At 54.6% G+C, this 14,425-nt stretch carries 15 protein-coding genes; 11 read left to right on the top strand and 4 right to left on the bottom strand.

Features of this window, described 5'->3' with window-relative positions; translation table 11 throughout:
- Positions 1-143 precede the first annotated feature (143 nt).
- On the top strand, positions 144-1,769 hold the full coding sequence (locus tag Q0835_RS19865) for a GMC family oxidoreductase N-terminal domain-containing protein (protein WP_298963899.1): 1,626 nt from the start codon (positions 144-146) through the stop codon (positions 1,767-1,769).
- A gap of 27 nt (positions 1,770-1,796) precedes the next feature.
- On the opposite strand, the gene Q0835_RS19860 is transcribed toward Q0835_RS19865, so the two are convergent.
- Complete coding sequence (locus Q0835_RS19860; protein WP_298963898.1) at positions 1,797-2,525, bottom strand: YafY family protein; 729 nt, start codon at positions 2,523-2,525, stop codon at positions 1,797-1,799.
- 110 nt (positions 2,526-2,635) lie between these two features.
- Between Q0835_RS19860 and Q0835_RS19855 the strand changes: the two genes are divergently transcribed.
- Positions 2,636-3,013, top strand: coding sequence for a GFA family protein (locus Q0835_RS19855; RefSeq protein ID WP_298963897.1), 378 nt, complete (start codon positions 2,636-2,638; stop codon positions 3,011-3,013).
- A gap of 41 nt (positions 3,014-3,054) precedes the next feature.
- Here Q0835_RS19855 and Q0835_RS19850 read toward each other — a convergent pair whose 3' ends face one another.
- Complete coding sequence (locus tag Q0835_RS19850; protein ID WP_298963896.1) at positions 3,055-3,729, bottom strand: GntR family transcriptional regulator; 675 nt, start codon at positions 3,727-3,729, stop codon at positions 3,055-3,057.
- Between the two features lie 184 nt (positions 3,730-3,913).
- Between Q0835_RS19850 and Q0835_RS19845 the strand changes: the two genes are divergently transcribed.
- The 6 genes from Q0835_RS19845 (at position 3,914) to Q0835_RS19820 (ending at position 9,000) form a co-directional block, all read left to right on the top strand.
- A complete protein-coding gene (locus tag Q0835_RS19845; RefSeq protein ID WP_298963895.1) occupies positions 3,914-4,987 on the top strand; it encodes a Gfo/Idh/MocA family oxidoreductase in 1,074 nt (357 codons plus the stop codon).
- 97 nt (positions 4,988-5,084) lie between these two features.
- Positions 5,085-6,095: a sialic acid TRAP transporter substrate-binding protein SiaP gene (locus Q0835_RS19840; RefSeq protein WP_298963894.1), complete on the top strand. Its 1,011-nt coding sequence runs from the start codon at positions 5,085-5,087 to the stop codon at positions 6,093-6,095.
- A 34-nt stretch (positions 6,096-6,129) separates the two neighbouring features.
- On the top strand, positions 6,130-6,690 hold the full coding sequence (locus tag Q0835_RS19835; protein ID WP_298963893.1) for a TRAP transporter small permease: 561 nt from the start codon (positions 6,130-6,132) through the stop codon (positions 6,688-6,690).
- Complete coding sequence (locus tag Q0835_RS19830) at positions 6,687-7,982, top strand: TRAP transporter large permease (protein ID WP_298963892.1); 1,296 nt, start codon at positions 6,687-6,689, stop codon at positions 7,980-7,982. Before Q0835_RS19835 ends, Q0835_RS19830 begins: the two co-directional genes overlap by 4 nt.
- Positions 7,979-8,839 (top strand): shikimate dehydrogenase, encoded by an 861-nt coding sequence (locus tag Q0835_RS19825; RefSeq protein WP_298963891.1) that lies wholly within the window; start codon positions 7,979-7,981, stop codon positions 8,837-8,839. Before Q0835_RS19830 ends, Q0835_RS19825 begins: the two co-directional genes overlap by 4 nt.
- Positions 8,836-9,000, top strand: coding sequence for a hypothetical protein (locus Q0835_RS19820; RefSeq protein WP_298963890.1), 165 nt, complete (start codon positions 8,836-8,838; stop codon positions 8,998-9,000). Before Q0835_RS19825 ends, Q0835_RS19820 begins: the two co-directional genes overlap by 4 nt.
- Before the next feature lie 24 nt (positions 9,001-9,024).
- Here the strand turns inward: Q0835_RS19820 and Q0835_RS19815 are convergent, their stop codons facing one another.
- On the bottom strand, positions 9,025-9,786 hold the full coding sequence (locus Q0835_RS19815) for an HpcH/HpaI aldolase/citrate lyase family protein (protein WP_298963889.1): 762 nt from the start codon (positions 9,784-9,786) through the stop codon (positions 9,025-9,027).
- Positions 9,787-9,918: 132 nt separating this feature from the next.
- Between Q0835_RS19815 and Q0835_RS19810 the strand changes: the two genes are divergently transcribed.
- A complete protein-coding gene (locus Q0835_RS19810; protein WP_298963888.1) occupies positions 9,919-10,845 on the top strand; it encodes a sugar kinase in 927 nt (308 codons plus the stop codon).
- Between the two features lie 16 nt (positions 10,846-10,861).
- Here the strand turns inward: Q0835_RS19810 and Q0835_RS19805 are convergent, their stop codons facing one another.
- The gene (locus Q0835_RS19805; protein WP_298963887.1) at positions 10,862-11,266 is read right to left on the bottom strand and encodes a VOC family protein; all 405 of its coding nucleotides are present in this window, start codon (positions 11,264-11,266) and stop codon (positions 10,862-10,864) included.
- Here Q0835_RS19805 and Q0835_RS19800 point away from each other — a divergent pair.
- Complete coding sequence (locus tag Q0835_RS19800; protein ID WP_298963886.1) at positions 11,255-13,030, top strand: ATP-binding protein; 1,776 nt, start codon at positions 11,255-11,257, stop codon at positions 13,028-13,030. The genes Q0835_RS19805 and Q0835_RS19800 overlap by 12 nt on opposite strands.
- 128 nt (positions 13,031-13,158) lie before the next feature.
- The gene (locus Q0835_RS19795; protein ID WP_298963885.1) at positions 13,159-14,361 is read left to right on the top strand and encodes a hypothetical protein; all 1,203 of its coding nucleotides are present in this window, start codon (positions 13,159-13,161) and stop codon (positions 14,359-14,361) included.
- The last annotated feature ends 64 nt before the right edge of the window (positions 14,362-14,425 follow it).

The raw sequence follows: 14,425 nt of genomic DNA, 5'->3' as shown, positions 1-14,425 counted from the left end.
TCATCCGATCCCGATATACCAGATCGATCCGCTTCGTTGTCATGCATTAGTCCGAATGACAGCTTTTACGATGGCCGGAAAGATGATCCACTCTAAAGTGGCGGTCAGATCGTCAACGCCTGCAACAGATAAATGGAAGTTCAATGACCCGGTCGGAGCCGCTTGATGGAACATATGATTATATCATCATTGGTGCCGGGACAGCCGGGTGTGTGCTTGCCAACCGTCTGAGTGAAGACCCGTCAGTGCGGGTTCTGCTTCTGGAAGCCGGCGGATCGGACAATTACCATTGGGTCCAGATCCCGGTCGGCTACCTTTATTGCATCGGTAATCCACGCACCGACTGGATGATGAAGACAGCCGCCGAGCCCGGACTGAACGGCCGCAGCCTCGTTTATCCGCGCGGCAAGGTTCTTGGCGGCTGTTCCTCGGTTAACGGCATGATCTACATGCGGGGTCAGGCAGCCGACTATGACCACTGGCGGCAGCTCGGCAATGTCGGTTGGTCCTGGGAAGACGTTCTGCCCTATTTTCTGAAATCGGAAGATCATCATGCTGGCTCCACCGGGCTGCATGGGTCGGGCGGTGAATGGAAGGTTTCCAAACAGCGGGTCAGTTGGGACATCCTGCATGCCGTGCAAACAGGTGCTCAGGAATTCGGTATCGAACCACGCAGCGATTTCAACGACGGTAACAACGAGGGCAGTGGCTTCTTTGAAGTGAATCAGAAAAACGGCGTGCGGTGGAACACTGCGCGCGGGTTTTTGAAGCCGGCTTTGAAGCGACCCAACCTGAGGCTGATCACTCATGCCGAAACACAGAACCTTGTGCTTGATGGCAAGCGGGTCCGGGGTGTTCGGTTTCAGCACAAGGGACGTTCACTTACCGCTCTGGCGGAGCGCGAGGTTCTCCTTGCAGCCGGTGCGATCAACTCACCCAAAATCATGGAGCTTTCCGGAATCGGGTCCGGACAGATCTTGAAACACCAGGGGATTGATGTCCTTCACGAGCAGGCTGGCATTGGTGAAAACCTTCAGGATCACCTCCAGATCCGGACGGTCTACAAGGTCAAGAACGTCAAAACCTTGAATACGCTTGCAAACAGCTTGTTCGGCAAGGCAAAAATCGCGTTGCAATACGCACTCACACAATCGGGGCCGATGTCCATGGCGCCCAGCCAGTTCGGCATGTTTACGAAGTCGGATCCGGCGCTGGAGACCCCAGATCTTGAGTATCACGTGCAACCGCTTTCCACGGACAAACTGGGTGATCCCCTCCATCCTTTCCCGGCAATCACGATGTCGGTCTGCAATCTCAGACCTGAAAGCGTCGGCTCCGTGCATATCAGGAGCGGCGAGCTTACCGCCCAGCCTGACATCCGGCTCAACTATCTTTCGAGCGAAAGAGACAAGGACGTTGCCTTGAAATCCGTGCGTCAGGCGCGGCAGATCATGACTGCCAAGGCACTGGCGACCTACCAGCCTCAAGAAATTCTCCCCGGTCCGGAGGTTGCCGATGATGCAACGCTCCTTCAAAAGATAGGCGATATCGGGACGACAATTTTTCACCCGGTGGGAACCTGCCGGATGGGGGGTGACGAGGCGAGCGTGGTCGATCCTCAGCTGCGGGTGCGCGGGCTAGATGGATTGCGAGTCGTCGACGCGTCCATCATGCCGAAAATCGTCTCAGGCAATACTGCCTCGCCTGTGATCATGATCGCGGAAAAAGCGGCTGATATGATCCGTTCTAGAGACAATCGAGACGCCTGAGCCTCAGGAGTGCCTTGATGGTGGCTATCACGGCTTGTCGTTCCCAGCAGTGTCTGAGAGAGCCATATACTTTTCTCGTTCAGACGCCATTGCTTTCTGCCAGTCTGCTTTCAGCAATTCCATACGCTGCGGGATCTTGTCCTTCAATACATTCGCGGCGCTGATCCTCTCTGTTCTGAAGTAGCGGAATGCCGACCTGAGCTCGCACCAGGCGGCAATGATCCGGCCAGCGTCCCGATAACCGAGAAACAACGGCCAGATGGTACGTTCGGATGCTGTGCCCTTGTCATCGCGATAGGAGATCCAGATCTTGTTGCGATTGCGGATCGCCGCACGGATTCTGGACGAGTCCAGACCTTCTTGAGGTGGTTCGACGGGCGCGACATTCGTCGAGGGCATGTCAAAGAAAGTTTCGGAACCTGATGGCGCTATTGCTTCAAGTTTGGATATGAGATTGACCGCAGCATTTGCCAGTTCGGGCTCTCCCCGCGTTGCGACCCATTGAGCTCCCAGAACGGCGGCTTCAATCTCGTCCGGGGTCAGCATAAGAGGCGGCATGTGAAACCCGGGTTCGAGCACATAACCGATCCCGGCTTCTCCACGGATCGGAACATTTTGCGCCATCAACGCAGCAATATCGCGGTAGACGGTTCTTTTCGAGACCTCGAGCTGTTCCCCGATGGCCTCTGCAGAGATGGGGTGCCGTGACCGCCTGAGCACTTCGATCAATTCGAACAAACGGTCCCCGCGCCTCATCGCGCCTTCCTCTCAGACAAATGCTTACATGCTGCCATGATGCTGACAATACGTTGGCAGCAGCGGGATGTTAAGCCTTGTCACCTCTTCCCCGTTACAAGGAAATCGCTATGGAAATCAAAGGAAGCTGTTGTTGTGGTGCTGTTCAGTTCGTCATTGATGACCGCCCGAGCATGATGGGCAAATGCCACTGCTCAAGGTGCCGCAAACTGGGGACTTCGACCATGGTGTTCGTAAAACGTGGGCAGTTCAGACTTGTCAGCGGCGAGGACAAAATTCAATCGGTCGAGCCGCAGCCGCCTTATAAGTACGTGCGGTCATATTGTCGTTCCTGCGGGACATCTTTGGGAGAGCCGCTTTCTGCGGATGATACGTTTCCAATCAACGCGCATTGCCTTGACGATGACCCGGGCATTCGCATTTCGTTTCACGAATTCGTTGCCGAAAAACCGGACTGGGCGCAGGGGCCTGAAGAAGAAAAAGCTTAGTGCCTCTCGCGCCGGCCCCTTGAAGGACCGGATTGCTTCCATCAGACAACCAGTTCGCCCCGATCCATGGCCGCGAGAGTGTGCTCAAGCCCATTTTCAATATGCTGTGTCAGCAGGGATTTTGCCTTTTCGGCATCCCGGGCAATCGCGGCTTCAAACATGTCGCGGTGTTCCTGAACTGCCGCTTCGCCGCGATTTGTCAGGACGATCATCTGATAACGCAGGTACTTGTCATAAAGTGTGGAATGCAGGGCAAGAAGGTTTTTGGAATTGCAGGCCTGGATCATGGCGAGGTGGAATTCCCAGTCGTATCTCTTCCAGATCTCTTTTTTCGAGGCGTCACCGCCAAGCATCTTCTGTTCCATGAGATTCAGCTTGTGATGGGCGGAGACCAGGTTGCCTTCCCAATCGGTATCGCCGTTTTCAAGCGATAATTCCAGGGCGTGGCACTCAAGCAATACACGCAGATGAGCGATTTCCTTCAGATCGATCACGGAGATCGGTTTCACCAGAAATCCGCGCTGAGGCGGGGCTTCGACGAAACCTTCGCTGGCAAGCCGGTTGAGCGTTTCGCGCAGAGTTGACAGACTTGTCTTGTAGACCGCCTTCAACGCATCGAGTTTGAGTTTCGCACCCGGCTTCAAAGCGCCGAAAATGATGTCTCGCTTGATACGCTGATACGTGGTTGATCCGACAGTGCTTGCCGTTTCACTCATCACATTTCACCCTGAACCTCCGAATTGTCAGGCATTTACCACTTGTTTCGCCTGTCTTCAATTTCAATTAAAATCATGCAAAAATAAAAATATCAGATATTATTGCCAAGTCGATAGCTTTTGTCATAAGCTTTGCCCCAAGCAAGCAGAGACCTTGCGCCGAATGCGGAATTGGGGAGGTAAAATGAACCGCAACGTCCGGTTGGCGATTGCAGGATTTGGACTGGTTGGTCGACGGCATGGTGACGCCATTGCAGCAACGTCGGGCGTTGACCTTGTCGCTGTGGTCGAACCGGGAGAAGTGGGTCAAAGGGCTGCCGCAGAACAGGGTCTACCCTGTTTCAACGACATAGAGGAGTTTTTTGCGCGCAGTCATGCTGATGGCATGATCCTGGCCACCCCCAACAGCCTGCATGTGCCCCAGGCCATGACCTGTATTGACTACGGTTGTCCCGTCCTTGTCGAAAAGCCGATCGCGACGACTTCAGATGATGCCCGCGTGCTTGTGCAACACGCGACCAAAAAAACTGTTCCGCTCCTGGTGGGACATCACAGACGACACAATCCGCTAATCCAAAGAGCTAAAACAACAATAGAAACAGGTGATCTGGGCCACATTCGCGCCGTTCAGGCGACGTGCTGGTTTTATAAGCCGGATCACTATTTCGAAACAGCGGAGTGGCGAAAGAAAAACGGTGCCGGCCCCATCGCCGTCAACCTCGTGCATGACATTGACCTCATCAGGTATCTGTGCGGCGAAATCCGCACAGTGCGTGCTGTCGCCAGTCCCTCTGCACGAGGTTTTGAAAATGAAGACGTCGCAAGTGCCTTGTTGGAACTTGAGAACGGCGCAATTGGCACTGTCTCGGTATCAGACGGTATCGTCGCGCCCTGGAGTTGGGAACTGACGTCCCGCGAATACCCGATTTACCCGCCGACCTCGGAAAGCAGTTACCTTATCGGCGGGTCCAGTGGGTCGTTGTCCATTCCCGACCTTCGGCTCTGGCATTACCCGGGAAGTGACCCCGATTGGTGGGCGCCGTTATCGGCAACAGCCTTGACCCGCGAAGCCACCGACCCCTTGGTGAACCAGATCAAGAACTTCGTGGACGTCATTGTGCACGATGCCGAGCCATTGGTTGCGGGAGAGGAAGGTTTGAAGTCTCTGCAAGTTATTGAAGCCATTCAATTCTCTGCAGAAAGAGATGAAACCGTGACGCTGAAAACCGATCGCGTGAGCGTCGATCTGGCAAGTTAAGAATATCAGATATTATTCAAAAAATATTGAATAATTTGGAAAACCAAGCAAGATCCTTGGTGCTGAAAGACGAAGCAATCGTCTCAGGGAGGAAGAGATGACTTTGAAATACACCAGACGAGCCGTTGTTGCGGCATCACTTGCCGTCGGACTGATGGCGGGAGCTATGGGAAGCAGTGCCGCGTCCGATCGCATTACGCTGCGCCTTGCGACAGCCGGTTCTGAAACCGACCAGCGGTCAGTGGCGATGGCAGAAGTCTTTGCACCGATGGTCAAGGACTTTGCAGACTACCAGCCGGGGTACAATGCGACCCTGTTCGCGCAAGGTACTGAACTGGAAGCGATCAGCCGCGGCAATCTTGAGATGTCGATTGCCTCCGCGCAGGAGCTGGCACAGTTTTTTCCGGAGTTCTCGATCTTCGCAACGGGGTATGTGCATCAGGATGCCGAACATCAGGTGCGTGTCTTCAACGACCCTCTGATGGATCCGTTCAAAAAGAAGGTCGAGGATGAACTTGGCGTCAAACTGCTCTCCGTGATGTATCTGGGCCGTCGGCACGTGAACCTGCGTCAGACCAAGGACGAGCTCACCGTCAAAACACCTGCCGACTTGGCCGGTGTGAACTTGCGTATGCCCGGTACGGATGCCTGGCAGTTCCTCGGATCGGCGCTTGGCGCGTCACCAACGCCCATGTCGTTCGCCGAGGTCTATACTGCTCTGTCAACGGGAGCTGTCGATGGTCAGGACAATCCGTTGCCGACCGTTGTGGATGCAAAGTTCTACGAAGTCACCAATCAGATAGTCCTGACTTCGCATCTGGTCGATCTGAATTATATCGCCTTCTCAAAGGCTGTCTGGGACAGCCTGACACCGGAACAGCAGGAAATGGTTCAAAAAGCAGCCGATGCAGCCGCGGAAAGCGGCCGCAAGAAGCAGCTTGAACTGGAAGACAGCCTGGCCAGTTTCATCACCGAGCAGGGAGTTGAAATCTATGAGCCGGACCTGGCTGCATTCCGCGACCATGTCCAGGCTCAGTATGTCGGCAGCGAGTTTGCCGCAAGTTGGCCGGAAGGTGTGCTGGAAAAAATCAACGCACTTGGAAACTGAGCGCAGAAGCGTTTGAACCAATTGGGGGACAGCGGTGCGGCAGTTAACCAGATTGTTCACCCATGGCACCGAGTTCATCGCCGCCACAATGCTGGCGGCGATGTTCCTGACTTTTCTTTTGCAGATCTTTTCCCGCTACGTGCTGCATGCACCCTTCGGGTGGACCCTTGAACTCTGTCTAATTCTCTGGGTCTGGATTGTTTTTTTCGGGAACGCCTTTCTTGTTCGTGAACGAGATCACGTGACATTCGACATCTTGTACCTCGCGGCTCCGGCCAGGTTCAGGCGAATACTAGCCCTGATCTCCGCAGCCGCCATCGTTATCGGTCTTGCCTGGTCGTTCCTGCCGACCTGGGACTACATCGACTGGATGAAAATCCGAAAGACGACGACAGTCAGAAATCCGTTCACAGGGGACAAGATCCCGATGCGGACGATCTTCTCGATTTATGCGCTGTTCATGATCGTGGTCACGGCCAGATATGCCTGGCGGTTCGTCGATGTTCTTCGCTTTGGACCGCCGGACGACGATCACGAACTGCCGAGCCATGATCATGACCTTCCTGCGATACAGGAAGGGGATGAAGCCGTATGACGCTCGAACTTGCCCTTTGTCTCCTGACGCTGTTTTTTCTGGCGGGCATCGGGACACCGATCGGCTACGCGATCATTCTTGCTTCGACCGTTTATCTGACCGTTGGAGGGCTGGATATCGCTCTGACCGGTGAGAAGATAGTTCAAGGTCTTTACAAGAGTTTCGTGCTTCTCGCCGTGCCGCTGTTCATCGTCGCAGCCAACATCATGAATGCGGGCACCATTTCGGAGCGATTGCTGAATTTTTGTGTGGCCGCGGTCGGTCGCTTTCGCGGCGGGCTGGGGCATGTCAACGTCGTGGCCTCGCTTATTTTTTCCGGAATGTCGGGATCAGCCGTCGCAGACGCTGCGGGTATCGGAAAAATCATCATCGAGATGATGACGAAGGAAGGCCGCTACAGCCGGGGATACGCGGCCGCCATCACGGCAGCTTCCGCAACAATCGGGCCTATCATCCCGCCGTCCATCCCGATGGTGCTTTATGCGCTTGTCTCAAATGCGTCGATAGGCGCCCTGTTTCTGGCGGGCATATTGCCGGGCCTCGTGATGGGTGCCGTCCTGATGGGAATGAATTCCTACCTGTCGGCCAAAAGAGGTTTTGCACTTGAAAAGCCGGTTCCGTTGCGCGAATTGCCTCGCCGCACGGCCAACGCTTTTCCTGCGCTGCTCATGCCGGCCATATTGCTCTACGGTATCTATGGAGGCGTTACCACGCCAACTGAAGCTGCTGCTGTGGCGGCCTTTTATGCGCTTTTGCTGGCTGCTCTTTTTTACCGCGCGCTCACGGTGCACTCGCTCTACCGCATTTTTGTCGAGAGTGCGCGCTCCTCAGCGGCTGTCGGCATCGTCATCGGCGGGGCGCTGATCCTGAACTTCATCGTTGTTTCGGAAAACATTCCCGGCATGATGTCGGATTTTCTGACGGGCGTTGACGTTCATCCGCTTGTATTCCTGCTTTTGGTCAATCTGCTGGTGCTCTTGCTCGGATGCGTGCTGGATGCGACGACCATCATTCTCGTGATCGTTCCGCTGTTCATTCCGACTTGCAAGGCACTGGGCATAGATCTGGTGCATTTTGGCGTGTTGGTCGTTGTGAATTCCATGATCGGCCTGATCACGCCGCCTTACGGCATTCTGCTTTTTGTCATCAACGCAGTGACCGGTATTCCTCTTCGAGAAATCATCAGCGAAATCTGGCCGTTTCTCGGCGTTCTGGTGCTTGCGTTGCTGCTGCTGATCGTCTTCCCGGAGATTGTTTTATTCCTGCCGCGTTTGTTCGGGTACGTGGGATGAGAGCCGGGCTGGTCGGATCCGGTATCGGCCCGTCTTTGACCCCTGACCTGCATGAGAGCGAAGGGAAAGCGCAGAATATCGACTACCGTTATGAGCGGTTCGACACCTCGTCCGGCCGCTGGAACGGTGCGCCTTTGTCCGAGATCTTGGACTATGCCGAGAAACACGAGTTTGTCGGGCTGAACATTACCCATCCCTTTAAGGTTCATGTCTGCCAGTTGATCGACCGGCTTGAAGGGGCCGCCGCGCATATCGAAGCCGTCAACACAGTCGTGTTCCGGGATGGGCGCCGCATTGGCCATTCCACCGACTATTCCGGTTTCAGAGAGGCTGTCAGGCACAGTTCGCTTCCCTTGTCCGGTCAGAAGATTGCGCAATTTGGTGCAGGAGGAGCTGGAGCTGCAACCGCACTGGCCCTGGTCGATGAGAAAGTTTCGGCGCTTCTGCTCGTCGATACGGACAGAGAACGCGCCGACTATCTTGCCGCTCAATTGACAAGAGTGCGACCAGAAGCTGAAATTGGCGCTGCAACTCCGGAAGGTATTGATTTCAAAGATTTCGGCGGCGTCGTGAATGCGACGCCGGTTGGCATGCATACTTATCCCGGGCAGCCTTTCGACTTGCCTGCGTTCAATCCCTCAGCCTGGGTTGCCGACATCGTTTACCGCCCCTTGGAGACCGAACTTGTTTGCGCCGCGCGCAGGCAGGGCCGTCAGGTCCTCAATGGAGGTGCAATGGCACTCAACCAGGCCATTCACGCCTTCAAGCTCCTGACGGACCGCCAACCGGACACTTCGAGAATGAAATCGGTATTTGCCTCATTGCTGGCCCAACAGGACTTGGAGGCAGACGCATGAGGGAACGCGGCGAAACCTGCAGCAATCTGTGCTCCGAGTGCGTTCTCGTGATTTCTGCGCGGCGGGACAAGAGGTTCATTCCTTTCGGCGCACCAAACGCACTGGCCCGCATTGCCGCCCAAAAACGGGCCGGGCTCGCCAAAGGCATACCTGCTGCATAGAATTCGCCGGTTGCAGGGTGCCCTTTAAAATCGCTCCTTGAGAGTCGCGACGGCGTCTGCAAGGAGCGCAAGGTCGACGCCGACGGCCGTGAATGCGGTGCCCTGTGAGATGTAGTTTCCGGCAGCATCGGGATCGAGGGTCAAAATACCGTAAGGAACGCTCATTGCCTTAAGGCGCTCGAAAGCGTTTTTGATAGCGGATTGAACGTCGGGATGGTTCATCTGACCGGGAATGCCCATGCTTGCACTCAGATCGGCAGGGCCGATGAAGACAGCATCGACACCATCGGTCTCGGCAATGGCTTCCAGATTGTCCAGCGCAGTTTGCGTTTCGAGTTGCACGATCAGGCAAAGTTCTTCTTCTGCGATAGTATAGTAGTCATCCACTTTGCCGTAGCGTGTGGCGCGGGTCATGCCGGCCATGCCGCGAATGCCGCGCGGCGCATAACGCATTGCACTTACAGCTGCCGCGGCCTCTTCTGCTGTCTGCACATAAGGGACCATAAGTGTCTGCGCTCCGAAATCGAGCAGCCGTTTGAAGAGCACAGGATCGTTGGCGGCAGGTCGGACGACGGCGCTCGTGGTCGGGTCGCCGGCAATTGCCTGGAGGGCGGGCAGAACATCCAGCGTTTCAACGGGAGAATGCTCGCAATCGATCAGGACCCAGTCAAATCCCGCACCTCCGAGAAGTTCGGGAACTGCATTGCCGCCGATTGTATTCCAGATGCCAAGTTGGTGTTTCCTTGCGCGCAATGCGGCCTTGAAAAGGTTTTTCGGATTTTTCATTTCAATTCAACCTGTTGCGCATGAGGAAAAGAGATAAACTCTCTGAAGTTAAGCCCATATTTCACCGTCTGACCAGACATGTGTGGGGTGTTGACCATAGACAATTCTGGAGCAAGGATTTTTAATCCCGGCATGGCGTCTGCAAACATACTTGCTCTTGGCGAGCCCTTGATCGAGATGGTCCGACTGGCGGACCCGATTGATGGGTGCCCGATCTATCGGCAGAGTGTTGGAGGAGATACGCTGAATGCTCTCGTGGCAGCCGCGCGTCAGGGAGGGTCGACCGGCTATCTGTCCGCGGTCGGCGGCGATCCCTTCGGCAAAGACATCCTGGCGCTCTGTGACCATGAAGGCATAAACAGATCCACCATCCTTGTGCGGCCTGAGGATCCAACCGGCGTCAACTTTATCCATCCCCACCCGGAAGGCCGGCGGTTCTTCTACGCAAGGCGCGGTTCGGCCGCGAGCCACTATTCGGCTTCGGACTTGCCCCAGGCCGCCATCGCAGATGCAAAAATTCTCCATGTTTCGGCTGTTAGCCTTGCCATTAGCCAGGAGATGCGTCAGGCCGTCTTTCAGGCTGCCAAGCTGGCAAAGACCGCTGAAACGCTTGTGTCTTTTGATCTGAACCTGAGGCTCAATCTATGGGCTCTCGACACAGCCCGGCAGACAATCGAAGCGTTTCTGCCCCTGGCCGATATTGTCTTGCCGTCAGATGATGAGGCGAACAGTCTTCTGGGCCCTGACGATCCAAATTCTCACATTGCCCATTTTCAGCGTTACGGCGCAAGATACGTACTTTTCAAGCGTGGCCGTCGAGGGGCCGTTCTGGCGTCGCCAGCAGGCCGGACTGAGATCAGCGCGCCACAGGTGGACGCCGTCGATTCCACCGGGGCGGGCGACAGTTTTGCCGGAGCCTTTCTGGCTTATCTTCTGGAAACCGGAAACGAAACGGAAGCTGCGAGACGGGCCGCGATCGTCGCAGCCGGAACAGTGAGCGGCTATGGTGCGATTGAAGCTATTCCGGACCGGGAAACAGTTCTGAAGACCGTCGGTTGATTTATCGCGACAATCTTCACTTTCCCGCAAGATCGAGAGATACGTTCAGCTTGTTTCCATCCAGATCCCGGACATAAGCCCCGTAATAGTCCGGGTGATAGTGGCGTGGTCCCGGTGCACCCTCATCCGTTCCGCCATTGTTGAGTGCGGCTGCATGGAACGCATTTACGCCTTCGGCATGCGGCGCATAAAACATGATCTGTGTTCCGTTGCCGAAGGTCGCGGGCTGCCCGTCAAAGGGGCGAACGACAAATACTGTGGTCCGGCCATCGCTGCCGGCGTAACCCAGTTCATGCGGCTCATCCAGAACACGCCGCATGCCGAGTGTTGCCAGCACCTTGTCGTAAAACGTACCCGCGGCTGCGATGTCGTTGAAGGGGAGAAAGCGACCGACGCAGCCCAGCGCTTCTTGACCGATCATGTCTGTGTAACCTCACCAAGCGGATCAAAGTCGGCCAACAAGGCGGACTGGTCGCCGTTGAAGGGCCGCAACGTGGTCATATGGCCCGACGCGGACGAACCTGGCGGCAAGTGCGCCGAAACTGTCGGAAACCTTCTGGCGGACGCTGGAGCCGCGTCGGCGGCCATTCTGACCCCTCCTGACGGAGTACCTGAAGGATGGGACGCAGGGGACGCCGTTCAAGAGAACTGGACGGTGGAACAGGCGCTGGCGCTGGTCCAGGCGGCTACGATACGCAAATCCTTTGGGAAGGCGCTAGACGGCTCTCCCAGGTCGAAGTCGGGCAAGCCCAGCGCTGGAAAGCGAAAAGCACCCAAGCAGTGCGACACGCTGCTTGGGGCGTTGGATGATGCGCAACTGTGGCATTCTCCGGAGAAAGCAGCCTATGCGACGATCTCCGTTAACGGCCATCGCGAACACTGGCGTATCGACAGCTCGGTATTTCAGCGCTGGGCTGCCGGTCGCTTCTATCGATCGACGGGTGGTGCACCGGCGGGGCAGATGCTGGCAGACGCCCTGCGCGTGTTGAGCGTCCGGGCCATCGAGGATGGTACTTGCTACAAGCCCATGATGCGCACCGGTTGGGTGAATGGCGCAAGCTGGCTGGACCTGTGTGACGATAATTGGTGCGCTGTCAAAATCACTGCGAATGGCTGGGAAGTGGTCGAACATCCTCCGGTCAAATTTGTTCGCAGTGAAACCATGGCTCCTCTTCCTGTACCGGAGGCTGGTCACCTGATTGAAGAGTTCCGCGGTCACGTCAACGCAGATGACAATGACTATTCCTTGATTGTCGCCTGGCTTGTAGCGGCGCTCTGGGGCCGCGCAAGCGCTTATCCTGTGCTGGCGCTGGGTGGCGAACAAGGCAGTGGTAAAACGACAATGGCCCGCATGCTACGCACGTTGGCTGACCCTTCCGCCGTGCCAGCGCTCGCTCTGCCGAAAGACGAACGGGATCTGTTCGTCCAAGCAATGAGCGGCCATACGCTGTCATTCGATAACGTCTCGAAAGTTGATGCTTGGTTCTCCGACGCGGTTTGCCGCCTGTCTACCGGTTCCGGCTTCTTGACCCGTAAACTGCATTCGGACTCTGAGCCATTCTGGTTTCAGGGCTCGCGTCCGGTCTTACTCAACGGTATTCCCAGCTTGACGGATCGTGCGGACCTAGCAGAGCGTGCCTTGACCGTTCGGCTTCTCCGGATTGACGAGACGACACGGCAGAGCGAGGACGATTTCTGGCAGGAGTGGACCAAAGTGTTGCCTGGTATTCTTGGATCATTGCTAGACGCCGTTTCATCGGCCGTACGGCGTTATGATGAAACCAAACTGGAGCGATCCCCTCGCATGGCAGACTTTGCCAGGCTCATGGCAGCCGCAGAACCCGGCCTCGGTTGGGAAACCGGCGCATTCATGGCCGCCTATGACGCAAATCGGCAGGCAACTACTGAACAAGTTTTTGAAAGTGACCCGGTAGCTGTGGCCATCGAAAAGTTTATTCCCACGCAGCATCCCACCAACGGCTGGGAAGGTACCGCAACAGATCTTTTCGCGGCGCTAAATCAGATCGTTTCGGACGATATGCGTCGGTCTCGTTTCTGGCCTTCGAAAGTCAACGCGCTAGGCAATGCTGTTGATCGAGCCGCACCGCTTCTGTGGCATAATGGTATCCACGTGACGAAACGGAATACTGGTGCTCAGAGACTGATTATTCTGACTGTCGTATGAAAATGGCGATTGCCGTGATGCATCGAGAGCAAATTATGCAGACGCGAGTTCAACTCGCCGTTGTTTTTTTCAAATGCTATACCACCGTATGAGGATACCCATTTGCGCCACGAATTCTGGAAAATCTGATGTCGGTTAAGAACGTCGAATCCCAAATCAAAAAGTTTCTTCAATCGACCTCGGCCGAAGTTCTATGTGTTCGTGGCAACTGGGGGACTGGAAAAACCTACAATTGGCAATCAATTCTGCAAGAAGCGGCAACCCAAAATAGCATTGGGATGCACAACTACTCATATGTGTCTTTGTTTGGTCTGAATAGTCTAAATGACCTCAAACAAGAGATCATTCATCAAACGGTTTCGGTTGAAAAAATAGGCGAATCCTTCAACCACAAAGACGTTCAATCATACGTTAAAAATGCATACCCAGGCCTTCTTAAACTGGGCGGACTAGCTGGAAAATTCTTAGGAGAAAACTACACAAGTACCGGCGTAGCGGTCATGTACATGTTTGTAAGAAATCGGCTTATTTGCATCGACGATTTAGAGCGCAAAGGTAGGGGCTTAAGTAGCTCAGATGTTCTTGGGCTTGTCTCCCAACTCCGAGAAGAACGGAACTGCAAAGTCGCAATTCTGTTAAATGACGAGCGATTGGAAGACGAAGATAAGGAAGATTTTGCGCGCTACCTAGAGAAGGTTGTGGACATCAACCTTCGATTTAGTCCAACGCCGACAGAGAGTGCTGAAATAGCGCTGAAGGCATTAAGCGGATCTGGCGAAGTTAAGATGCTTGTGCGTGAACGTACCACCAAGCTCGGCATCGACAACGTTCGCGTTATTCGGAAAATTTATTCGTTCGTACAGCAAATAGAACCACTTCTAAGTCGTTACAAGTTTGATGTATTTGAGAGCGTTGTGAACACGATCGTGCTTATGGGATGGTGTCATTTGCAGCCAGAATTCGCTCCAAGCAAATACTTTCTTATTCATCGGAAAGGAATTTACGACGCTCATGTTGCGGAACGTGATGGTGAAAATTCTGCTTTGGAGGAAAAGTGGTCCAAAATACTGTCTGACTATGGATATGCGTACACCGACGAATTTGACATGGAGTTGTTAAAAGGGATCGAAGATGGATATTTTACAAATGAAATCATTGAAAACCATGCTGCCGAACTAGAGCATAGAGTTAAACGAAATGAAGCTGCTTTCGAATTAAGCAATAATTGGGGCAATTTTCACAACTCTTTTGAGAACGATGAAAATACCCATCTAGAAATTTTTAAACGCTGCCTTACTGCCAACGCGGAACACTACGGTCTAGGTGTTTGATCCCAGATTTTGATGGTGCAGTCTTTTCTCCCGAATGGAAGGATGCACTATGGGACAGGTTTTA

Origin of the sequence: uncultured Roseibium sp., from assembly GCF_947499295.1 — a bacterium.
In the GTDB taxonomy this organism is placed as follows: Bacteria; Pseudomonadota; Alphaproteobacteria; order Rhizobiales; family Stappiaceae; genus Roseibium.
Note: the sequence above shows the minus strand (reverse complement) of the source record. Positions and strands in the feature narration are given on the sequence as shown.